The sequence below is a fragment of the Rhodobacteraceae bacterium LMO-JJ12 genome (assembly GCA_021555075.1).
GTDB lineage: Bacteria > Pseudomonadota > Alphaproteobacteria > Rhodobacterales > Rhodobacteraceae > JAKGBX01.
The window spans coordinates 2017867-2039267 of record JAKGBX010000001.1; the positions used below are offsets into that span (position 1 = coordinate 2017867).

At 58.3% G+C, this 21401-nt stretch carries 21 protein-coding genes; 13 read left to right on the forward strand and 8 right to left on the reverse strand.

The genetic code is table 11. The annotated features are described in order from the left end of the window. Positions 1-269: 269 nt before the first annotated feature. From LZG00_09640 to LZG00_09650, 3 genes are read left to right on the forward strand one after another with little or no spacing between them, the layout of a single operon-like run. Positions 270-1160: a YicC family protein gene (locus LZG00_09640; protein MCF3594261.1), complete on the forward strand. Its 891-nt coding sequence runs from the start codon at positions 270-272 to the stop codon at positions 1158-1160. 15 nt (positions 1161-1175) lie between these two features. Continuing rightward, complete coding sequence (gmk, locus tag LZG00_09645) at positions 1176-1820, forward strand: guanylate kinase (protein ID MCF3594262.1); 645 nt, start codon at positions 1176-1178, stop codon at positions 1818-1820. Then, on the forward strand, positions 1817-2338 hold the full coding sequence (locus LZG00_09650; protein MCF3594263.1) for a gamma carbonic anhydrase family protein: 522 nt from the start codon (positions 1817-1819) through the stop codon (positions 2336-2338). Before gmk ends, LZG00_09650 begins: the two co-directional genes overlap by 4 nt. Positions 2339-2369: 31 nt before the next feature. Here LZG00_09650 and LZG00_09655 read toward each other — a convergent pair whose 3' ends face one another. Together LZG00_09655 and LZG00_09660 are read right to left on the reverse strand one after the other, a co-directional pair. Then, entirely contained in the window at positions 2370-2780 is a 411-nt protein-coding gene (locus LZG00_09655; GenBank protein ID MCF3594264.1) for a hypothetical protein, read from the reverse strand. Between the two features lie 354 nt (positions 2781-3134). Further along, on the reverse strand, positions 3135-4043 hold the full coding sequence (locus tag LZG00_09660) for a LysR substrate-binding domain-containing protein (GenBank protein ID MCF3594265.1): 909 nt from the start codon (positions 4041-4043) through the stop codon (positions 3135-3137). Between the two features lie 115 nt (positions 4044-4158). Here LZG00_09660 and LZG00_09665 point away from each other — a divergent pair, with 115 nt between their 5' ends. Then, positions 4159-5379, forward strand: a complete 1221-nt coding sequence (locus tag LZG00_09665) for an acyl-CoA dehydrogenase (protein ID MCF3594266.1) — start codon at positions 4159-4161, stop codon at positions 5377-5379. A gap of 314 nt (positions 5380-5693) precedes the next feature. Beyond that, complete coding sequence (locus LZG00_09670) at positions 5694-6449, forward strand: LuxR family transcriptional regulator (GenBank protein ID MCF3594267.1); 756 nt, start codon at positions 5694-5696, stop codon at positions 6447-6449. Positions 6450-6899: 450 nt separating this feature from the next. Here LZG00_09670 and tsf read toward each other — a convergent pair whose 3' ends face one another. From tsf to LZG00_09685, 3 genes are all read right to left on the reverse strand, one after another. Then, the gene (gene tsf, locus LZG00_09675) at positions 6900-7781 is read right to left on the reverse strand and encodes a translation elongation factor Ts (GenBank protein ID MCF3594268.1); all 882 of its coding nucleotides are present in this window, start codon (positions 7779-7781) and stop codon (positions 6900-6902) included. Positions 7782-7864: 83 nt separating this feature from the next. After that, entirely contained in the window at positions 7865-8695 is an 831-nt protein-coding gene (gene rpsB, locus LZG00_09680; GenBank protein MCF3594269.1) for a 30S ribosomal protein S2, read from the reverse strand. Between the two features lie 330 nt (positions 8696-9025). Continuing rightward, positions 9026-10183 carry a HupE/UreJ family protein gene (locus LZG00_09685; GenBank protein ID MCF3594270.1) on the reverse strand — a complete coding sequence of 386 codons (1158 nt, stop codon included), beginning with the start codon at positions 10181-10183 and terminating at the stop codon, positions 9026-9028. Here LZG00_09685 and LZG00_09690 point away from each other — a divergent pair. The 5 genes from LZG00_09690 to LZG00_09710 all read left to right on the forward strand — a co-directional run bounded on the left by LZG00_09690 (position 10164) and on the right by LZG00_09710 (position 14573). Beyond that, the gene (locus LZG00_09690) at positions 10164-10958 is read left to right on the forward strand and encodes a DUF4198 domain-containing protein (GenBank protein ID MCF3594271.1); all 795 of its coding nucleotides are present in this window, start codon (positions 10164-10166) and stop codon (positions 10956-10958) included. The two genes, LZG00_09685 and LZG00_09690, sit on opposite strands and share 20 nt — an antisense overlap. 45 nt (positions 10959-11003) lie before the next feature. Next, entirely contained in the window at positions 11004-11897 is an 894-nt protein-coding gene (locus LZG00_09695) for a PfkB family carbohydrate kinase (protein MCF3594272.1), read from the forward strand. Next, positions 11894-12817: a pseudouridine-5'-phosphate glycosidase gene (locus LZG00_09700; GenBank protein ID MCF3594273.1), complete on the forward strand. Its 924-nt coding sequence runs from the start codon at positions 11894-11896 to the stop codon at positions 12815-12817. The genes LZG00_09695 and LZG00_09700 overlap by 4 nt, the downstream gene beginning before the upstream one ends. A gap of 90 nt (positions 12818-12907) precedes the next feature. Continuing rightward, the gene (locus LZG00_09705) at positions 12908-13678 is read left to right on the forward strand and encodes a DUF502 domain-containing protein (protein MCF3594274.1); all 771 of its coding nucleotides are present in this window, start codon (positions 12908-12910) and stop codon (positions 13676-13678) included. Between the two features lie 226 nt (positions 13679-13904). Next, positions 13905-14573 carry a BA14K family protein gene (locus tag LZG00_09710; protein ID MCF3594275.1) on the forward strand — a complete coding sequence of 223 codons (669 nt, stop codon included), beginning with the start codon at positions 13905-13907 and terminating at the stop codon, positions 14571-14573. Positions 14574-14727: 154 nt separating this feature from the next. Here the strand turns inward: LZG00_09710 and LZG00_09715 are convergent, their stop codons facing one another. Then, on the reverse strand, positions 14728-15732 hold the full coding sequence (locus LZG00_09715) for a patatin-like phospholipase family protein (protein ID MCF3594276.1): 1005 nt from the start codon (positions 15730-15732) through the stop codon (positions 14728-14730). Beyond that, positions 15729-16502, reverse strand: coding sequence for a 3-hydroxybutyrate dehydrogenase (locus LZG00_09720; GenBank protein ID MCF3594277.1), 774 nt, complete (start codon positions 16500-16502; stop codon positions 15729-15731). Before LZG00_09720 ends, LZG00_09715 begins: the two co-directional genes overlap by 4 nt. Before the next feature lie 352 nt (positions 16503-16854). Here LZG00_09720 and LZG00_09725 point away from each other — a divergent pair, with 352 nt between their 5' ends. Then, entirely contained in the window at positions 16855-18678 is a 1824-nt protein-coding gene (locus tag LZG00_09725) for an extracellular solute-binding protein (protein MCF3594278.1), read from the forward strand. Positions 18679-18680: 2 nt separating this feature from the next. On the opposite strand, the gene LZG00_09730 is transcribed toward LZG00_09725, so the two are convergent. Beyond that, positions 18681-19640, reverse strand: coding sequence for a LysR family transcriptional regulator (locus LZG00_09730; protein MCF3594279.1), 960 nt, complete (start codon positions 19638-19640; stop codon positions 18681-18683). A 153-nt stretch (positions 19641-19793) separates the two neighbouring features. Here LZG00_09730 and LZG00_09735 point away from each other — a divergent pair, with 153 nt between their 5' ends. Both LZG00_09735 and LZG00_09740 read left to right on the forward strand, forming a co-directional pair. Then, entirely contained in the window at positions 19794-20588 is a 795-nt protein-coding gene (locus LZG00_09735) for a transporter substrate-binding domain-containing protein (GenBank protein MCF3594280.1), read from the forward strand. Between the two features lie 149 nt (positions 20589-20737). After that, entirely contained in the window at positions 20738-21385 is a 648-nt protein-coding gene (locus LZG00_09740) for an amino acid ABC transporter permease (GenBank protein ID MCF3594281.1), read from the forward strand. The last annotated feature ends 16 nt before the right edge of the window (positions 21386-21401 follow it).

A 21401-nucleotide genomic window follows, 5' to 3' on the forward strand; every position in this document is an offset into this window, starting at 1 on the left:
GTTTTCTGTTCCCTTGCATTTGCCAATACCTGTGATTTCGGTTGCGTGCATGCCTTTCGCAATTCCATGTCAGAGCCGAGTCTTAGCCTAGGTTAACATTAAGTGCAGAAAGGTTACTCGAGTCTTAATGTGCCACTATTTGGCCCCATTCGCACCACAATCCGAGACACTTGGTTAACACTGCCCTGCGGTTTCCGGGTGGAGGATCGGCTTGCCCAACGGGTCAAAAACACATTAGGAGGGGGGGCATTTGACAGGGAGCATGCCGCGTGACCATTTCCATGACAGGTTTCACCTCGGCGACGGGACAATGGCAGGCGTATTCCTGGAGTTGGGAATTGCGCTCGGTCAATTCCAAGGGCCGCGATCTTCGCCTCAGGGTGCCGGATTGGGTCAGCGGGCTGGAATCCGATCTGCGTGCACGCCTGAATGAAACGACAACGCGCGGCGCGATCACGCTTTCGCTGAAACTCGGCCGCGAGGAGGAGGCGGCAGGGCTGGCGGTGAATGCCGCGCAACTCGACCGGGTGCTCGACGCGCTGACCCAGGTCGAAGACCGCGCACTGGAAAAGGGCATGACTCTGGCGCCGTCGCGTGCCGCCGATCTCTTGTCACAGCGCGGCGTGCTCGAAGTGGTCAGCGGTGACGAGGACACGACTCCGCTCAAGACAGCGCTCCTGAAGAGCTTCGAGCCGCTGCTCGCCGATTTCCTCGTCATGCGCCAACGCGAAGGGGCCGCGCTCAAATCCGTTCTCGACAGCCAACTCTCCACCATCGCCACTCTGACCGGCGAGGCCACCAACGCAGCCGTGGCGCGGCGCGACGAAATGGCCGCCAACCTGCGCGCCGCCCTTGCCCGTGTGCTCGACAATGCCGCCGGTGTCGACGAAACCCGCATCGCGCAGGAACTGGCCCTGATCGGGGTCAAGGCCGACATCACCGAAGAGCTTGACCGCCTCGCCGCTCATGTCGATGCCGCGCGTGAGCTTCTGGCCGCCGAAGGGCCGGTGGGGCGCAAGTTTGATTTCCTCACCCAGGAGTTCAACCGCGAGGCCAATACGCTGTGCTCGAAAAGCCAGTCCAAAGCGTTGACCGCCATCGGGCTCGAACTGAAAGCGGTGATCGACCAGATGCGCGAACAGGTTCAAAATGTCGAATAACCTATGGGAATTACTATGAAAAACCGCCGCGGCCTGCTCATCATCCTTAGCTCCCCTTCGGGCGCAGGCAAATCGACCCTGTCCAAACGTTTGCGCGCCTGGGATCCCACGATTCGCTTTTCCGTCTCTGCCACAACCCGCACGCCACGCCCCGGCGAAGTTGACGGCCAAGACTATCATTTCATGTCCGAAGAAGCGTTCAAGCGTGACGTGAACGACGGCAACATGCTTGAACACGCGCATGTTTTCGGCAATTTCTACGGCAGCCCGCGCAAACCGGTCGAGGCCGCCATAGACGCCGGAGAGGACGTTCTTTTTGACATAGACTGGCAGGGCGCCGCTCTGATCCGCAATTCGGCGCTGGCGCCGCATACGCTGTCGATCTTCCTGCTGCCGCCCTCAATCACCGAATTGCATCGTCGCCTCGTCACCCGCGCCCAGGACAGTGCCGAAGTGATTGAAAAGCGGATGAAGAAAAGCTGGGACGAGATCAGCCGCTGGGATAGCTATGACTACGTGCTGATCAACGACGATCTTGAGCGCACAGACAGCGACCTCAAGGGCATCGTCACCGCCACCCGTCTGCGCCGGATCCAGCAACCAATGCTGACCGAACACGTCCGGAAATTACAAACCGAATTCGAGGAGTTGAACCCATGACACTCTATACACTCGACGGCGAGGCGCCGCGCTGTCACCAGGATACATGGGTGGCGCCGGATGCCAGCGTTATCGGCAAGGTCGTGCTGGAGGAGGGCGCGTCGGTCTGGTTCGGGGCGCGTGCGCGGGGCGATACCGAAACCATCACCATTGGCGCAGGCAGCAACGTTCAGGAAAACTGTGTGCTGCATGCCGACCCCGGCTATCCGCTCACCATCGGGGCGAATTGCACCATCGGCCACAAGGTCATGCTGCATGGATGCACCATCGGCGACGGCACATTGATCGGCATGGGCGCCACGATTCTCAATGGCGCAAAGATCGGCAAGGGCTGTCTGATCGGGGCAGGGGCCCTGATCACCGAAGGCAAGGAGATCCCCGATGGCTCGCTTGTGATGGGCGCGCCGGGCAAGGTAGTGCGCCAACTTGACGAACCGGCCCTGGCATCCTTGCTGGCCAGCGCCCGCCACTATCAGGACAACATGCGCCGCTTCCGCGCCGGGTGCGCGCCGGTATAGACGGCACAGACCGCGCACCAAGATCGGCAAATCACACCAGAACGGGTGTCCGATCGACCGTCGCGTTAGCTATGAAGCCGTAATAATAGGCCGCCCGTCTGGACAGAGTCACCGGCGAGACAAGGCGAAAATTCAGCTCGGGAAAGCACGCCCGTATTTCGCGCGTCACAAGTGCCTTTTTCGGCAGATTGGCCGCAGCAGCGTGATAGGTGCCGCGAAATTTCGCCGCGCTCAGAATCTGTGCCACGTCATAGGCATCGTAACGCTCGCAAAACAGCCAGCTGATGACATGTTCGGGCGCGATCTTTTGCAGGGTTTCGGTGTCGAGACGTGAATAATCAAGGCTGAGAGGTTGACGCGAAAGCCCCAGTTCGGGCCCCGGTTCCCGCTCAATATTGATACTCAGAACCAACGGCTCAAGCGGCAGCTTTATTGTAGCCATAACGTTCTATTTCGCTCCTTCGATGGCACCGGCGCACTTGAAGCAAGCACGCCGGATGCGATGACCCCCGATTCACCCATAGCCCAGATTACCCCTGATCGTTAGAGCCGCAATTCCCCAATAGGCGCGATTGGCGGGTTGTCGCGGACAACCGATCTGGCGCACTGGCTCCGCATTACTCTTGCAATTGCGGGGCAGGGGCGCACGCAGGCTTTACCTAATTCGCCGTTAACCCTCGCCCGATCAGTCGTCATCCGCTCAGCAGCCGCCCGGCAGCCGGGTGGCAGACGCAATGCACCCCCCGCGTTTACGTCGTTCGGTGCAATTAACCATACCGCCCGTGCATGTGAGGGTTCATCTTGGTAACAAATCTTCAGCTTCCACCTCATCGCGCAGCCATCCACGCAGCGCGCTAAGCGCCGGATCATCCTCGCGCTCTTCAGGCCAAACCAGCCAATAATCGCCAAGGCTCTGCACCGGCCCGCCAAGCGCCACCGCAAGACGACCATCCGCAATTTCCTGCTGGACCAGAAAATCAGGCAGCAAAGCCACGCCTAGCCCATGCAAGGCGGCCTGCACGATCATGGGAAACTGGTCATAAACCATACCGGGCAGTCGCCCGGTTTCGACCCCTTTGACGGCAAACCATTTCTGCCAGGCACGGGGTCGGTTCTGAATATGCAAAAGCGGCAGACGCAACAGATCATGGCCGGTTTCGATCTTTTGGTTTTCCAATATCGCGGGCTGTGCCACCGGCACCACATGCTCGCGCGAAAGCCACATCTTACGCGTTTCCGGCCAATCTCCTGTCCCGAAAGTTATAGCCGCATCAAAGGGTTGCGCTGCAAAGTTAAACGGTTCCAGCCGTGTTGTCATGTTGATCGAGACTTCGGGATGCGCCGCCGAAAACCGGGGCAGGCGCGGCACCAACCAACGCATGCCAAAGGTTGGCAATATGGTCAGGTTTACCGTGCCACCGCCGGGATTGGTCTGAAGTTTGAGCGAAGCCTGTGCGATGCGTTGTAGTGCAGCGCGAATTTCTTCGACATAGACCTCGCCTGCGGGTGTCAGGGTCAGCCGTTTGCTTGCACGGCTCAACAGCGCAACACCCAACTGTTCCTCAAGCGATTTCAACTGCCGCGAGACAGCACTCTGGGTCAGCGCAAGTTCTTCAGCCGCCGCCGTGGCGCTGCCTAATCGGGCAACGGCCTCAAGCGATTGCAGGGCAGGGATCGACGGTAGATATCGGCGAGGGGCAAGCATCTATTCCATTTACTCATATTACCATGCGGATAAACCGATTTATCATGCGTTTCTTTCAAGGTAAACTTTCCAAAACGCAAACCCACCGTTCGCAGTTGCCAAGGAGGCTTCCCCGATGTCCGACAAACCCACACTCCGAGCCAAGGATGCGCCCGATCTCGGCTCTTTCACTTGGGATGATCCGCTTCGTTTCGAGGATCAGCTTACCGACGAAGAACGTATGATCCGCGACAGCGCGCGCGCTTATGCTCAGGAAAAGCTACAGCCGAGGGTAACAAGTGCCTTTGAAAACGAAGAAACAGACCCGGAAATCTTCCGTGAAATGGGCGAAATGGGCCTGTTGGGTGTGACCACACCCGAAGAATACGGCGGGCTTGGCTCGGGCTATGTATCCTATGGCCTTGTGGCACGTGAGATTGAGCGTGTTGACAGCGGCTATCGTTCGATGATGAGCGTGCAGGCGAGCCTCGTGATGTATCCGATCTATGCCTATGGCAGCGAAGAGCAGCGCAAGAAATATCTGCCCAAGCTGGCGTCTGGCGAATGGATCGGTTGTTTCGGCCTAACCGAGCCCGATGCGGGTTCAGATCCCGCTGGCATGAAGACCCGAGCGGTAAAAACTGATACCGGGTATAGGCTTACCGGCTCAAAGATGTGGATTTCCAATGCGCCGATCGCCGACGTTTTTGTCGTCTGGGCCAAATCCGAAGCGCATGGCGGCAAGATCCGCGGCTTTGTTCTGGAGAAGGGCATGGAAGGTCTGTCCGCGCCCAAAATTAAGAACAAGCTTTCCCTGCGTGCATCAATCACCGGCGAAATTGTGATGAAGGACGTCGAGGTCAACGACAACGCCTTGCTACCGCACGTCGAAGGCTTGAAGGGGCCGTTCGGTTGTCTTAACCGCGCCCGTTACGGCATCAGTTGGGGGGTGCTGGGTGCGGCCGAACATTGCTGGCACGCGGCGCGGCAATATGGGCTTGATCGACATCAGTTCAAACGCCCGCTGGCACAGACCCAACTGTTTCAGAAGAAGCTCGCCGACATGCAGACCGAGATCACGCTGGGCCTGCAAGCCAGCCTTCAGGTGGGGCGTCTGATGGATCAGGCCAAAGCCGCACCGGAAATGATTTCGCTCGTCAAACGTAACAATTGCGGCAAGGCGCTCGACGTAGCGCGGATGTCGCGCGACATGCATGGCGGGAACGGCATCAGCCTCGAATTCCAGGTGATCCGTCACATGGTGAATCTTGAGACGGTCAATACTTATGAAGGCACTCATGACGTGCACGCGCTAATCCTCGGTCGAGCCCAAACCGGGCTTCAGGCGTTTTTCTGAGCTGATATTCGAAGGGGGAGCTGTAAATGCTCCCCCGTTTTGTTCGTCCAATATTCGCATAATCGGTATTATGTTAATACCCTATTTACCATGTCGCTACTAAATATCAATAATAACAACAGTTTTCGCACAGGAAACTACGACGTGTCGCAAAACCGTTAACACAAGACCTTACCCCACTCGACATGATGCAAACACTGCCGCTAGATTGGCAGTTACCATTCACGAGAACGCTACCGCAGAAGTCTTTTGTAAACCTTAAAGTACCGTGCTGTTTCGCAGTCCGGCCCCTGTGACAACTGGGAGCCCGCAACATGAGCCTTGTCGAATACCTTGACGAAATTACCAATGCGCCGTCCATGGAGGCGCTGTGGGATCTTCATTGTCGCAAGATGGCGGAATATGGTTTCGACCGTTTGTTCTATGGCTACACCAACTACCGCTTGGGGAAGTCCCTAGGTGATCCGGATGACTTCATCATCCTGACCAATCACAGCAAGGACTACACGGATTGGTTTCTCGGACAATCGATGTATTTTCACGCGCCAATGGTGAAATGGGCGCTTGAGAACGAAGGTTGGACAAGTTGGGGCATGGTCGCAGATATGTTCACCGCGGGCGTTTTGACACAGAACGAGACGAAAGTTGTTGAATTCAATCAGAAAATGAAGGTGACGACCGGGTACACTGTTAGCTTCAAATCGGTTTCGCCGCGTTCCAAGGGGGCAATCGGTCTGACCGGTTCAATAGGTCTGACGCAAGCAGATGTGGATTCTGTCTGGGAAGAACACGGATCAGAGATAGTGGTGATGAACAACATCGCGCATTTGAAAATCCTGTCCCTGCCCTATGTTGGTCCGACCCGTAATTTGACGAATCGTCAATTGGAGGCGTTACACTGGGTTGGCGACGGCAAGACGACAGCAGATATCGCTCTGCTAATGGGACTGACCCCAGCCACTGTGGAAAAACATCTCAGACTGGCACGCGATGTCTTGAACGTGGAGACCACGGCCCAGGCAGTGCTCAAGGCCGCATTGCACAAGCAGATGTTCGTCGTGGAATATTAGACGAAGCCTTCGGAATTTCGGAAACGTCGGGAATCTGCGCCAACAGGACAGAGTTCTTGTAACTCGGCTCCTGGGAAATCGTCATTGTCTCAATAGCCTGACATAGCGCCCTTAAGGCAAGTGCCGCTAGGTAAGGTTTCCCATACTTTCGCAAAATCCGAACCAATGGCAAATTCAACATGTTCCGTGAGTGGTGGCTTAAAGCCTGGGAACATACGGAGATGCAGCCTTGGAATTTCTAGGCTCTGCGCTTCGTCCGGTCTGACCGGAGTCAACCTGATGGATCTATTTCGTTCCGATGGTTGGCGGTCTTTGGACCCGCCCGTCTCATCCCCATTTGCATGGGTCGGGTCTGAAAAGAGCGGTGTCGGGTATACCCGGCACCGCTTTTTTATTTTTCACTGTTTTGTCAGTGGCTTGAAGAAATCTTCTCAACCACCTGACAAACGATCAGCCCTGGGCGGCCTTTGCAACTTCGGCGGCAAAATCTTCCTGCTTTTTCTCAATGCCTTCGCCGACGGCGAGACGAATAAAGCCGGTGATTTCGATGCCTGCTTCCTTGGCAGCCTCTCCGACGGTCAGGTCGGGGTTGACCACAAACGACTGGTTGAGCAGCGTGATCTCAGCCAGGAATTTCTTCATCCGACCTACAATCATTTTTTCAATCACCGCTTCGGGCTTGCCCGACTCGCGTGCGATATCCATCTGGATCTGCTTCTCTTTTTCGACAACGGCCGGGTCGAGTTCGTCTTCATTCAACGCTTCGGGGCGCGGGTCGGCGGCTGCGACATGCATGGCGACCTGGCGGGCGAACGCGTCGTTGTCACCCTTATAGGCAACCAATACGCCGATTTTACCCATGGTTGGATTGGCTGCGTTGTGGACATAAGCGGCCACAGCGTCGCCTTCGACCGAATCCATCCGACGCAGTGTCATGTTTTCGCCAATTGTGGCGATCGCATCGGTCACGGCGGTTTCGACGGGTTTTCCGCCCATATCAGCCGCTTTCAAGGAATCGATATCCGAGACTCCCAAAGCAACCTCGGCGATTTTGCCGACAAGTGCTTGGAATTGTTCGTTTTTAGCGACGAAGTCGGTTTCTGAGTTCAATTCTACTGCGACACCTTTGCCACCATTAACGGCCACACCAACGAGACCTTCGGCCGCTGTGCGGCCAGATTTCTTGGCAGCCTTGGACAGGCCTTTGGTGCGCAGCCAATCAACGGCCGCTTCCATATCGCCATCAGTTTCGGTCAACGCTTTCTTCGCGTCCATCATGCCTGCGCCCGTGCTATCGCGCAGTTCTTTCACCATTGCAGCTGTGATCGCCATGTTAGGCTCTCCTGAAAAGTTTTAGAATTGGTTACGGCTGCGGGCATGTCTGACACGCCCGCAGCCACAAATGGGTAAGTGCCTCAGGCTTCGGTGTTTTCTGCGGCAGGTGCAGCTTCGGCCTCGGCAGGTTTTTCTGCCGGTGCCTCGACGGCTGCTTCTTGTGCCACGACTTCTTCCACCGGAGCCTCTTCCAGCGCACCGATGTCTACACCGGCGGCGCCAAGTTGGGCGCTCATGCCGTCGAGTGCGGCACGTGAGGCGAGGTCACAGTAAAGCGCGATGGCGCGTGCGGCGTCATCGTTGCCCGGGATAATGTAATCAATACCTTCGGGCGCGCAGTTGGTGTCGACAATCGCAACAACCGGGATGCCCAGCTTGTTGGCTTCGGCCACGGCGAGAGCTTCTTTTTTCACGTCGATGACAAAGAGAAGATCCGGCACGCCGCCCATTTCGCGGATACCACCGAGCGAGGCTTGCAGTTTGGCCTGCTCACGCTCCATTCCGAGGCGTTCTTTCTTGGTAAGCCCCTCAGCGCCGCTTTCCATCTTTTCGTCGATGGATTTCAGCCGGTTGATCGACTGGGAAACGGTCTGCCAGTTGGTCAGAGTGCCACCGAGCCAGCGGTGGTTCATGTAATACTGGGCGCATTTTTCTGCAGCGTCTGCAATGGGTTGCGCGGCTTGGCGCTTGGTGCCGACGAACAGGACGCGGCCGCCTTTGGCGACGGTTTCGCGGATCGCGTTCAATGCTGCGTCGAGCATCGGAACGGTCTGCGTCAGGTCCATGATGTGGATGCCATTGCGCGCGCCGTAGATGAACGGACCCATACGGGGATTCCAACGCTGCGTCTGGTGGCCGAAGTGAACGCCGGCTTCGAGCAGCTGACGCATGGAGAACTCTGGAAGAGCCATGTCTTTGTTTCCTTTCCGGTTTTCGCCTCGACAAGGGGTGTAAAGCGGGTGCTTCAACCGGTGGACCGATGAGGATTTCTCCCCCATAGACCCGCCCTTGTCTGCGGATTGAGTAGCGCGCGTATAGAGGGGATCGCAGGGCCTTGCAACCCCCCTGCCCTAATGGTTAACGGCGCTGCGCGCATGGAGATCAGGGGGGTGATCTGCGGCTGCTGACCGGCTGCCAAGCGTATGCCATCGAAATCCCGAATATGTTAACGCGCAATAAGGTTAATGGGCCGCGCGCCACGCTGACCTGAGGCGTGAATTTTGGCAAAAACTAGGGCGCCGTTACAGCACCGTGCGCTCAAGCACCCAATAGGCGCCAATGCCGGCAATGACCAGCGAGGCGGGGATGGTAATGACAGAGCGATACCACGGCTTGTTGCGAAACCAGAAACCGACCGCGAGGAAGGCGATGGCGATCACTGTGATCTGACCCAGCTCAACCCCGACATTGAAACCCAGAAGTGCGGGAATGAAATGCGTCTCGGGTAATCCGAACTCATCAAGCACCGAGGCAAAGCCCAGCCCATGCAACAGCCCGAAGCCAAACACGATGGCGGGCCGCCACGGATTGAGATGATTGGTGAATACATTCTCGATTGCGACATAGCAGATCGAGGCGGCAATCAGCGGCTCGACCACGCTTGATGGAACCGTGACCCATCCCGTCGCGCCGAGTGCCAGTGTAACCGTATGGGCGGCGGTAAACGCGGTGACCTGCCATAAGAGCGGACGCAGCCGGGCGGCGAGAAGAAAGAGGCCGAGCACGAAGAGGATGTGATCGAGTCCCTTGGGCAGGATGTGATCAAAGCCGATGGGGATATATGTGCCAAACACCTGCCAGCCGGATTGCGACGTGCCGCCCGAGATCGCAAACGGGCCGGCAAGCGCGCCGCCCGAGACGGTGGCGGTAAACGGATCGTCGATTTCACCAATCTGGCGCACTACCAAGGTGCCATAGGGTTTTACCCAACCGAGCGAAACGGTTGTCGCGCCCGACGGAATTGGCGCGGTGAAATGCAGAACCGTCTGGCGTTGCAGCTCGACATTGCCGGGATCGCGAATATCTGGGCGCAGGAAGCTTGGCGCGGCCCCTGCCCCGTCGATTTGAAGGTGCAGGTTGCCAAGAAAGACCGGCAGGAAAGCGGGAATGCGCGCCGCCAGATCCTCGGGCGGGAGGGCGCGCAGGGCATCGTAGTCGGCGGCATTGGGCGCGGCGTTGGTATCTTCATAGGTCGAAAGGTCAATATCGGCCATAAGGGCTTCGAGCGTGACTTCGATGGCGAGATTCAGACGGTCATCTTGTGCCTCGATCTCGGCAATGGCCGGGAAAACGTCATGTGCCTGTGCACGCGGAGCCAGAGACAGGATCAAGAGGAGAAAAACGCTTGCAACCCGCCCGGGGATCATGCCCCTTGAGCATATGGCTTTCTGGCTTCGCATCTCTGTCGTCCTTGTGTTGGTTGTCTGCGCACGCGCAGGGCTGGCGCATGAGTTTTGGATAGAAGCATCTGAATATCAAGCCGATACCGGGGCGACGGTTGAGGCCGGGATATTCAATGGTCAGGATTTCAACGGAGTCGAGTTGGCCTGGTTCGAGGGGCGTGTCGCCGCTGCACATTGGGCTGCGGGCGAGGTCAGGGGACAGTTCGAGAGCCGCTCGGGCGAGCGCCCTGCCCTCAAGGTCAAGGCTGTGACCGAGGGGCTGATCCGGCTGATCTATCAGACGACGCCGAGCGAATTGACCTATTCCGAATGGGCCAAATTCGTGAGCTTTGCCGAGAGCAAGGGGCACGGTTGGGCCGTTGAGCGGCATTTGGAACGCGGATTGGCGAAAGAAGGCGTGCGCGAGGTTTACACCCGCTATTGCAAGGCTCTGGTGGCGGTGGGCAATGGCAAGGGGGCGGATGCGGCGGCGGGGATGCGCCACGAGATCGTCGCACTTGGCAATCCTTATGGGGATGTGTCGCAAGGTTTGGCGGTTGCGCTATTTTTTGAGGGCAAGGTTCTGGCCGGTGGGCAGATCGACGTGTTCGAGAAGGCGTTGGACGGGACCGTGCGCAAAACCCAGGTGAAAAGTGATGCAGATGGTCAAGCGGTAATACCTGTGCGGGCCGGGCATCGCTATCTGCTGGATTCGGTGGTGTTGCTGGAAGCCGAGGGCGGCGGCGTGGCGTGGGAGAGCCTGTGGGCTTCGCTGACCTTTGAGGTGCCATGATGAAGCCGCTTGCGACCGATTGGGGCTAAGAGGAAAACGGGCGTGATGGCGGGCAAGCATGACATTGTGTGCATAGGCAGCGTTCTCTGGGACGTGATCGGGCGCGCGCCTTATCATATGCGCGTGGGCACCGATGTGCCGGGGCGCATCACCCGGTTGCCCGGAGGCGTGGCGTTGAATATCGCGATGACGCTGGCGCGGTTCGGGCTGCGCCCGGCGCTGCTGAGTGCGGTGGGGCGCGACGCCGAGGGCGATGAGTTGGTCAAGGCCTGCGAGGCGTTTGGCATGGAAGTTGGCCTGCTCTATCGCTCGGATGATCTGCCAACCGACCGCTATATGGCGGTGGAGGGGGCAAACGGGTTGATCGCAGCGATTGCGGATGCGCATTCGCTGGAACAGGCCGGGGCGAAGATATTGGCGCCAATGATGGACGGGCGGTTGGGCTGCGAGGCGGCGCCATATGCCGGGATTGTCGCGTTGGATGGCAATCTGACGCTGGGGTTGCTGGAAGAGATTGCGGCGAGCCCTTGTTTCGCGGCGGCAGATCTCAGGGTTGCGCCCGCGTCGCCCGGCAAGGCCGAAAGGCTTTTGCCGTTCCTCAGTCATTCGCGCGCGGTGCTTTATGTGAATTGCGAAGAGGCCGGGTTGTTGTGTCAGAAGAGCTTTGCAAGCGCGGCGGAGGCGGCCAAGGGGTTGATGGCGCGCGGGGCTGTGCGGGTTCTGGTCACCGACGGCGCGGGGCCGGCGGCCGAGGGCGCGCGCGACGGGGTGATAGAGGCAACACCGCCAGAAGTGATGGCCACACGGGTGACAGGCGCGGGGGATACGTTTATGGCCGCACATATGGCGGCAGAAGTGCGCGGCGCCAATCGACAAGAAGCGCTGGAAAGCGCGCTGGCGGCGGCAGCGGCCTATGTTTCAGGAGAAGCGGCGGGATGATCGAGATGAAGCTAAGCCGGGAAGTGCGCGCGGGACAGGCGCGCAGGGCGGCGATTGTAGCGCTGGAATCGACCATCATCACTCACGGCATGCCCTGGCCGCAGAACGTCGAGACGGCGCGAGCCGTGGAGCAGGATATTCGCGATTGCGGCGCGGTGCCGGCGACGATGGCGGTGATCGAGGGGGCGTTGCATGTCGGGCTTGAGCCTGAGGTCTTGGACCGATTGGCGCAGGCGATGGGGGTGGCCAAGCTGAGCCGGGCCGATATGGCGGCGTGTCTGGCGACGGGCGGCACGGGGGCCACCACGGTGGCAGCGACAATGATCGCGGCGCGCTTGGCGGGGATTTCGGTCTTTGCCACGGGTGGCGTCGGCGGGGTGCATCGCGGTGCCGAGGCGAGTTTCGATATATCCGCCGACCTGCAAGAGCTGGCGCAGACGGCTGTGACGGTTGTGGCGGCCGGGGCGAAAGCGATCCTCGATCTGCCCAAAACGCTGGAAGTGCTGGAAACGCTGGGCGTGCCGGTGATCGCCTATCGGCAGGATGTGTTGCCCGCCTTCTGGTCGGCGACATCTGCCCTGCCTGCGCCTTTGCGGATGGACAGCGCGGCGGAAATCGCGCGTGCGCATCTGATGCGGGGCGCGTTGAGCGTGCCGGGGGGGCAGTTGATTGTCAATCCGGTGCCTGAAGCCGATCAGATCGCACAAGACGAAATGGACCCGATCATCGCGCGTGCGTTGCAGGATGCCGCCGCGCAAGGCATCGCAGGCAAGGCCGTGACGCCATTTCTGCTGGACCGAATTCTTGAACTGACCGATGGGCGGTCATTGGCTACAAATATCGCCTTGGTGCGCAACAATGCACGGCTGGGCGCGGCGATTGCGCTGGAAATCGCGGCACAACGGCCTGCCAGCGCCTGATCCAACACATTTTCACCCTTCCAAAGATTGCCGATACGTCGGAATGTCCCTATGTGACAGGGAGTAATAGCGCGAGGATTTCTTCCAGACATGAGTAAACGCCACGACGACGAGGACACCACCCACAAGCGACGGTGGCGCCCCTTTGCCGGGACCCGGAACAATTTCCTTGCTGGTCTGGTCGTGGTAGTCCCCATCGCCATTACCATGTGGCTGATCTGGACTTTTGTGGGCTGGATCGACAGTTGGGTTCTGCCGTTTGTGCCGGGAAAATATCATCCCGATGCGCTGCTCAAATTCTGGTTCAGCGAACAGGGCTGGTACATCTGGCTGACCGATGGTGAGGATGTGAAGGTCAACATTCGCGGCGTCGGTGTTGTCGTCTTCCTGATCTTTACCATCATTGTCGGCTGGATCGCCAAGGGGCTGCTTGGGCGTAGTTTTATCGCCTGGGGCGAGAGCATGGTCGACCGGATGCCGATTGTCCGCTCGCTCTATAACGGGATCAAGCAGATTGCCGAGACGGTGTTCTCGCAATCCACCGAAGCCAAGTTCGACAAGGCTTGTCTGGTGGAATATCCGCGCAAGGGAATCTGGGCGATTGCTTTTGTCTCGACCAAGGCCAAGGGCGAGATCGACGCCAGCATTCCGGCGGATGAAGACATTATGTCGGTGTTCTTGCCAACCACGCCAAACCCGACTTCGGGGTTTTTGTTGTTCGTGCCGCGCAGTGAGACGATCGAGTTGAAGATGTCGGTCGAGGATTGTGCCAAATTGGTGATTTCGGCGGGGCTGGTCTATCCGAATCCAAAAGACCCGAGCAAGCCAGTGACAATATCAGCGACGGAAAATGCGCCCTAAGCCGTTTAAGGCTTCAGATAGGTGAGATTTCTGGCTTCATGCCAACAATGTCGCTTTCGGCCCTGTTGCCAGCTTTGGCTGTCTTCAGCGCTTGAGTCAGCAGCATTGTTTCAAGGGAACCAATCCCTATGTGCACGCGTTGAAAGACGAGAACAAAAAACGAATATCGAGAACAAAAAAACGAACAGAGGGACTGCAATCTTAGTAAGTTCAAAGGAGCTACAAGATGTCGGCAATGTTCAACAAGACACGATCTGCGGTCGCCTTTGCGATTGCGTTTTCACTGATCTCTTCGCCATCCAATGCAACAAGCCTACAGGCATTGAAACTGGGAAGTGGAATGCCCGTTGCGGGCAATTCGACGACAGGTGGTGGCGATATCATTCAGGTACAATCAAACCGCGATGACCGGAATCGGGATCGTTTGCGCTCGGATCGTGACCGTAATCAGTCACGTTCGGACCGTGAGCGTGATAGGTCGCGCAATGAAGGCAACCGGGATAACCCTCGCTTTGACAATCGGAATCGGGATCGCTCTGACAATGTGCGGAACCGAGATCGGGTACGTAATGACAACCATCGGGATCGGGACCGTTACAAACGCGGCTATCGAGGGTCGAGAGAGCATCGCCCGGGATATCGGCGCGACAATGATGGCTGGTGGTATCCGGTTGCGGCCTTTGCGCTTGGCGCCATTATCCTGAATCAGCAACTCAACAATCAACAACCCAGCAATCAGAGGTCGAGCGGTTGGAGCCACATTCCGGCGCGCAACATGCATGCGCATGATGACTGGTGCGACCGCAAGTATCGCAGCTATGATCGCAGGTCCAAGACCTTTCAGCCCTACAACGGGCCACGCAAATACTGCAACTCGCCCTATGATCGGCTTTGAGGGTTAGCACCAGCTAGAGCGCGGCTTTGAGCAGCGATGGATGGTAGAGACTTGTGTTTCCCCATCCATCGCATGGATTCAGGGATCATCCGGGATCACGAGGAGCTCGTGACATCCATTATAGCCGTCACATCCACTTTGCCCGGTGTTCGCCTCAGTTTATCTTTGCTTCAATGTCGATCGTGCTACGCTTGCCCAGATCGTTCTTGTGGTTGGCAAGGAACCGTTCTGCCGCCGCCTGCCCTGCGGCCTTGAGTTGCGACAGCACCAGAGGGTTTGGCAAGGTCTTGGTCGAGACCGAAAGTTCGTTCATCAGCGCGTCGTCGGCGATCATGTGGACCTTCACATCCTTCATGGCACCCGGTTTCAGCGCGCCCGTGGCCAAGAGACGCTTGGCAAAGTCGATGGCGCGCAATTCGCGCAAGAGCGAGGAATTGAAGCTGATCTCGTTGATCCGGTTCTGAATTTGTTGGGGTGTTTTGGGGATATCGTCGCGGTAAAGCGGGTTGATGTTGATCACTACGATATCGTCGGGCAAATCCGGCGCAAACAGCGGGAACAGCGCGGGATTGCCGGTATAACCGCCATCCCAATAGGCCTCGCCGTCGATTTCGACCGCCTTGAAGAGCGTCGGCAGGCAGGCTGAGGCCAAGAGGGCATCGGTGCTGATCGTGTCGCCCTGAAAGATGCGGATCTTGCCGTTGCGCACGTTGGTGGCACCGACAAAGAGGGCCGGACCATCGGCGGCGCAGACCTTGTCATAATGAAAGGCTTCGGCAATCGGGCGCAGCGGGTTTTGCCAGAACGGACCCCAGGCATAGGGGGTTGTCATTCGCGCGGCGGCATCGGCCATCATCATCGGCCAGGACATATCCACCATGTCCGAGACCTGCCCGGCAGCGCCCCAATACCAGGCGGCAAGGCTGCTGTCAGAGAGCGCGCCCATCTGGGACCAGAGCCATGCGAGGTTTTCGCGCGCGCCCTCGGCACCACCACTCATCCATCCGGCCTTGAGCGCGGCACCGTTCAGCGCACCCGCCGAGGTGCCCGAAATGCCCGCGATTTCAATCTCGGGTTCGGCCAGCAGACGCTCAAGCACGCCCCAGGTGAAGGCGCCGTGCGCGCCGCCACCTTGCAGGGCCAGATTGATGCGGATCACAGCGCCGTCCAGCCGCCATCGACGCTGATCGTGGTGCCGGTGATCTGATCGGCTGCGGGCGAGCAGAGGAAGACAGTGGTGCCGCCGATCTGTTCGGTGGTGGCAAACTCGCGGCTTGGCTGGCGCTCAAGCATGACGTTTTTGACCACGTCCTCGCGGCTCATGTTGTATTCCTTCATCGTGTCGGGAATTTGCGCCTCGACCAGCGGGGTCAGAACATAGCCCGGACAGATGGCGTTGCAGGTGATCGGTTCCTGCGCTGTTTCCAGAGCGGTGGTCTTGGACAGGCCGACGACGCCGTGCTTGGCGGCGATATAGGCCGATTTGAAGGGCGACGCTGTGAGGCCGTGGGCCGAGGCGATGTTGACCACCCTGCCCCAGCCTGCGCGGCGCATCATCGGCAGAGCAGCGGCGGTGGTGTGGAACGCCGAAGAAAGGTTGATGGCGATGATCGCGTCCCATTTCTCGGTCGGGAATTCATCAATCGGGGCGACGAATTGAATGCCCGCGTTGTTGACGAGGATATCGCAGGTGCCGGCCTTTTCGATCAACGCGCGGCATTGGTCGGCTTTTGACATGTCGGCCTGAATATAGCGGGCGGTGACACCGAACTCTTTGGCGATCTCAGCGGCGAGCGCGTGGTCTTCTTCATTGTCGGTGAAAGAGTTAAGCACAACATTGGCCCCGGCGCGGGCCAGTTCGCGTGCGACGCCAAGACCGATGCCGGAATTCGAGCCGGTGATGATGGCGGTTTTGTCCTTGAGAATCATGATCACACCCTTTTGCTGCGTTTGCAGCATAGTAGGCGTGATACGTGGGAAGGTCACGGGGGGGCATTTTGCATTGTGGCGTGGCGCGCAACAAAGTCTCGTGATAGCGGCAATGTAGAAAGCACGGGGTGCAACGTCAGTCATCGAAATTGGGAACTGCCGAAAAAAAACGCCCGCACGAAGCGGGCGTTAAGTTATTGAGGCAGGTTTCATACAGGCAAGAAACCTATCGAGCAGTGAGTCCTTTATAAGCATTCTCATGCCGGGGGCCAAGCTAAAAGTTTGATAACACATGAATCCCCCGTTAGCTTTCGGGTGAGGAAAACAAGGTAAGAGCAGGATTGTTGCCAAAATGAGACCAGTGTTTTTCCACCGGATGAAGGCCGGATTGGCAATTTTTGGCCTATGCGCCGCCGCTCTGATGAGTGCCGGAATGGCCTCGGGCGAGGCGCGCCACGGGCTATCTATGTATGGTGACCCGGCCCTTCCACCTGATTTTGTGTCCCTGCCCTATGCCAACCCGAACGCGCCCAAAGGTGGGCAGGTGGTGAGCGGCAATACCGGCGGATTCGATTCGCTCAATCCGTTCATCCTGAAAGGCACTGCCCCCTGGCAGTTACCTTACCTTGGATATGAGAGCCTGTTGGATCGAAATTACGACGAAGCGTTCGGGCTTTACGGGCTTTTGGCCGAATCGGTTGAGGTGGGTGCGAATCGCGAATGGGTGGAATTCACCCTGCGCGAGGAGGCCCGATTCTGGGATGGCAGCCCGGTAACTCTTGATGATGTGCTGTGGTCCTATGAGACGCTCGGCACCATGGGGCATCCCCGCTATCTCGGGTTCTGGCAAAAGGTCGAGACGATGGAAGCGACCGGGCCGCGCAGTTTCAAGATCACCTTCAACACCAATGACCGGGAATTGGCGCTCTTGGCAGGAATGCGCCCGATTCTGAAAAAGGCACAATGGGAGGGGCGGGATTTTACTGCCTCGGGGCTGGAGGCACCGATCGGGACCGGGCCATATATGGTCGCCGATTTTGAGGCGGGTCGGTTCGTCAGCATGAAACGCAATCCACAATATTGGGGCCGTGATCTGCCCTTGATGCAGGGGCGCGCCAATCTCGATGAGGTCAGGATCGAGTTTTATGGTGACGGGTCAGTTCTGTTTGAGGCGTTCAAGGCCGGGGCGTTGACGGTATATAGAGAGAGCAACGCCGAGAAATGGATGCGCGATTATGATTTCCCCGCCGTGGTTTCGGGCGATGTGGTAAAATCGGAAATCCCTGACGGCAAACCTTCGGGGATGACCGGATTCGTGATGAACACGCGGCGCGCGCCGTTTGATGACTGGCGGGTGCGCGAGGCGATGCTTCTGGCGTTCAACTTTGAATATATGAACGACACCATCACAGGCGGGCGGCAAAAGCGGATTGCCTCGTATTTTTCGGGAACCGAGCTGGGTATGCGGCCCGGCCCGGCGCAAGGGCGTGTGGCCGAGCTTCTGGCGCCCTTTGCCGAGTCGCTGTTGCCTGGCACGTTGGAGGGCTATTCGCTGCCCGTGTCGGACGGGAGCGAACGCAACCGCAAGAACCTGCGCGCGGCGATGAAACTGCTTGGGGAGGCCGGTTGGCGGGTGCAGGACGGCAAAATGGTGGACGCCAAGGGCGGGCCATTCGAGTTTTCTGTGCTGCTGCGGCAGGGTGCGCAGGAAAACCAGGCCTTTGCCAGCATCTTTACCAATGCGCTGGCGCGGATCGGTATCACGGCGCGGGTCGATATTGTGGACAATGCACAGTATTTCAAACGGCTTGAGACCTATGATTTCGACATGACCGATTTCCGCCGTGGCTTTTCGCTTTCTCCGGGCAACGAGCAGCGGCTCTATTGGGGTGCTTACGGGGTCGAAACGCCGGGAACGCGCAACCTGATGGGGATGAATGTGCCCGCGGCCGAAGCGATGATCGACCAAATGCTGGCAACCGATGATCCCGACGAGTTCACCGCTGCGGTGCGCGCGCTCGACAGAATCTTGACCGCCGGGCGCTATGTGATCCCGACCTATGAATTCGGGGTGGGCCGGATAGCGCATGCAAACGCGCTGAAATATCCCGACCATATCCCGGTCTATGGGGATGGCGTGTGGTTCATGCCAGATGTGTGGTGGTACGAGGAATAAGCTCAGGAGCGATAGGTGCGTTCTGCCATCGGCAGGCTGTCGAGTTCGCTGTTCAACATTTCGAGGAGCGCTTGCTCGGCGCGGTTCAGGCTGCGCCGAGCGTTGGTCAGCAAATGGATGTCCACGGCGGGCAGCGACTTATAGGGCGGCACCTGCCAGAGCAGGCCTGATTGCACATCGCGGCGCGCCACATGCACCGGTAGGGCGCCGATTCCGATATTGGTGACGATCATGCGGCGCACTTCCGGCAGGTTTGACGACAGCCCCTTGGGCTCAGAGCGCATGCCCAGACGTCGGCGCATATGGGCCACGCCAGAGAGCGGGCCTTCGATCTCATCGGTCTGAAAAGACACCACGTCTTCGTTTTTCAACTCGGTAATCTCGATATCTTCGCGCCCATAGAGCCGATGCGGCGGGCCGCAGAACAGACCGAAATATTCGCGGTAAAGCACACGGGTCTGCAACCCGGCGGGACGAGACCGGAACAGGCAAACGCCGCAGGTCACGCGGTTTTGCTGAAGTTGGGTGATCACATCGGCGCTGTCCATGGTGGAGATTGTGTAGCTGACCTGCGGATAGAGATCGTTGAAACGTTTCAGGATCGCATCGAAATGCGGTGACACGACATGGCTGGCGACTGCAATGCTGATCTGTCCTGTCACGTCTTCTTCCAGACCGTCGAGCAGATCGGGCAGTTGGGCAACCGCGCCGAAGATCACGCTGGCCTCGGCATGCAGCACTCTGCCCCATGGCGTGACGCTAAAATGCTTGGGCGAGCGGTTGACCAGCTTGCGCCCGGTGATGTCTTCGAGCCGTTTCAGAGCCGCGCTGATGGTGGGTTGTTTCAGACCGAGGAAATGCGCTGCCGGAGTGATGCCGCCTTCGTCGACGACGACCATGAAGGTGCGCAGGAGGTTCCAATCAAGGTTCCACGGAAAGCGTTGTTCATATGGCTTTAACATAGACCAAATCTATTGTCGGGATCACGAATATCTATTTGCCCTATGTGGCAGTGCGGCGCAACCTGCGATTCATGAGGTCTCTGGCCTGCGACTCGATGGGAGCAGGTAAGGAGGCACGACCAGAAACGACGACTTAGAACAGGGAAAAACAGAATGAAAAAATCCATGACACTCCTGCGTCGCAGCCTTTTGATCGGCGCCACCGCTTTGATGGGCGTGAGCCTTGCACCGATTGGTGCCAGCGCAGACGAGTTGGCCGAGATCAAGGAGCGCGGCGTTCTGCGCATCGCCATGACGGGACAGTATCCGCCGTTCAACTTTGTCAACGAAAGCAACGAGGTCGTCGGGTTCGACCCTTCGATCGGCACCGAGATCGCCAAGCGGATGGGGCTTGAGACCGAGATCATCACCACCGCGTGGGATGGCATCATCGGCGGTCTTCTGGCCAATAAATACGACGCTGTTGTCGGCTCGATGTCGATCACTGCAGAGCGTGACAAGGTGATTGATTTTGTCGGCCCCTATTATAACACCAAGCGCGCGTTCTTTACCGTTGCCGGGTCGGATATCACCACGCTTGAGCAGTTGAGCGACCCCGAAGTCAGAGTGGGTTTGACCTTGGGTGAGACGCATGACCAATGGGCGCGCGATCAGGGCTATAACGTCAAGACCTACAAAGGCTTGCCGGAACTGCTGCTTGAGCTGACCAATGGGCGTGTTGATGTGATCGTCAACGATTCAATCCCCGTTTTGCTGGCCATGAAAGCCGGGCAATACGATCTGGCCGAGATCCCTGCGCCGGATGCAGAAGCATTCCCTGCGGGGATTGCGATCCGCGAGGGGAACCCCGAATTGGCCGCCGCCATGCAAAAGGCGCTGGACGATATGATGGAAGACGGCACCTATATGAAGTTGGCAAATGAATGGGTTGGCGGCGATATCCGCTGATACGTTCCCTGCGGCCCGCCGGGTGTTTCCGACGGGCCGCGATTTGGCAGACCTGCGTTGTTGCCATGAGCCGAGCGTATCGCAAGGCCGCGCCAGCGCACAAACGCTACCGACAGCGTTGTCTGGTATGACCTTATCGGAGATTCCCTTTGGATATTGAGCTTATCCTGCGCGTCTATCCGTTCTTCCTGGAAGCGGCGCTTGTCACCGTCGAACTGTCAATTCTGACCTGCATTCTGGGCCTTGCCTGTGGTGCGCTGGGCGCGTCGATGCGGCTTTCGCGGCTGGCGCCGCTGCGTTGGATCGCGGCAACTTATGTGAGCGTGTTTCGTGGCACCCCTGCCCTCATTCAGGTCTTTATCCTGTATTTCGGGGGCCCGCAGATCGGCATCAACCTTGATGCCTTCACGGCGGGCACTATCGCGCTTGGGGTCAATATCGGCGCCTATATGACCGAAACCATTCGCGGGGCCATCCTGTCGGTGGACAAGGGGCAGACTGAGGCGGCGCGCACATTGGGGATGAGCCGGTGGGAGACCATGCGCAAGATCGTTCTGCCACAGGCGGCGCGTATGATGATCAGGCCCTTGGGTGTGAACATAAACGCGCTGATCAAGGGCACAGCGCTTCTGGCGCCGATTTCGGTGGTCGAGTTGACCCAGACCGCACAGCGTTTCATCGGCTCAACCTATAAGCCATTCGAGATGTTTTTGCTGGCGGGAATCCTCTACATGATCTTCATCTATGTGGTCGGTCACGGTATCAACTGGCTTGACCGTCGGGCGCGTATCACATGAGCCGCGCCACCCCCAC

Bases quoted from the DNA above. Each gene is read 5' to 3' on its own strand.
- gmk (MCF3594262.1), top strand. From the start codon at position 1,176: ATGAAAAACCGCCGCGGCCTGCTCATCATCCTTAGCTCCCCTTCGGGC.
- LZG00_09650 (MCF3594263.1), top strand. From the start codon at position 1,817: ATGACACTCTATACACTCGACGGCGAGGCGCCGCGCTGTCACCAGGAT.
- LZG00_09655 (MCF3594264.1), bottom strand. From the start codon at position 2,780: ATGGCTACAATAAAGCTGCCGCTTGAGCCGTTGGTTCTGAGTATCAAT.
- LZG00_09660 (MCF3594265.1), bottom strand. From the start codon at position 4,043: ATGCTTGCCCCTCGCCGATATCTACCGTCGATCCCTGCCCTGCAATCG.
- LZG00_09665 (MCF3594266.1), top strand. From the start codon at position 4,159: ATGTCCGACAAACCCACACTCCGAGCCAAGGATGCGCCCGATCTCGGC.
- LZG00_09670 (MCF3594267.1), top strand. From the start codon at position 5,694: ATGAGCCTTGTCGAATACCTTGACGAAATTACCAATGCGCCGTCCATG.
- tsf (MCF3594268.1), bottom strand. From the start codon at position 7,781: ATGGCGATCACAGCTGCAATGGTGAAAGAACTGCGCGATAGCACGGGC.
- rpsB (MCF3594269.1), bottom strand. From the start codon at position 8,695: ATGGCTCTTCCAGAGTTCTCCATGCGTCAGCTGCTCGAAGCCGGCGTT.
- LZG00_09690 (MCF3594271.1), top strand. From the start codon at position 10,164: ATGGCTTTCTGGCTTCGCATCTCTGTCGTCCTTGTGTTGGTTGTCTGC.
- LZG00_09685 (MCF3594270.1), bottom strand. From the start codon at position 10,183: ATGCGAAGCCAGAAAGCCATATGCTCAAGGGGCATGATCCCCGGGCGG.
- LZG00_09695 (MCF3594272.1), top strand. From the start codon at position 11,004: ATGGCGGGCAAGCATGACATTGTGTGCATAGGCAGCGTTCTCTGGGAC.
- LZG00_09700 (MCF3594273.1), top strand. From the start codon at position 11,894: ATGATCGAGATGAAGCTAAGCCGGGAAGTGCGCGCGGGACAGGCGCGC.
- LZG00_09705 (MCF3594274.1), top strand. From the start codon at position 12,908: ATGAGTAAACGCCACGACGACGAGGACACCACCCACAAGCGACGGTGG.
- LZG00_09710 (MCF3594275.1), top strand. From the start codon at position 13,905: ATGTCGGCAATGTTCAACAAGACACGATCTGCGGTCGCCTTTGCGATT.
- LZG00_09720 (MCF3594277.1), bottom strand. From the start codon at position 16,502: ATGATTCTCAAGGACAAAACCGCCATCATCACCGGCTCGAATTCCGGC.
- LZG00_09725 (MCF3594278.1), top strand. From the start codon at position 16,855: ATGAGACCAGTGTTTTTCCACCGGATGAAGGCCGGATTGGCAATTTTT.
- LZG00_09730 (MCF3594279.1), bottom strand. From the start codon at position 19,640: ATGTTAAAGCCATATGAACAACGCTTTCCGTGGAACCTTGATTGGAAC.
- LZG00_09735 (MCF3594280.1), top strand. From the start codon at position 19,794: ATGAAAAAATCCATGACACTCCTGCGTCGCAGCCTTTTGATCGGCGCC.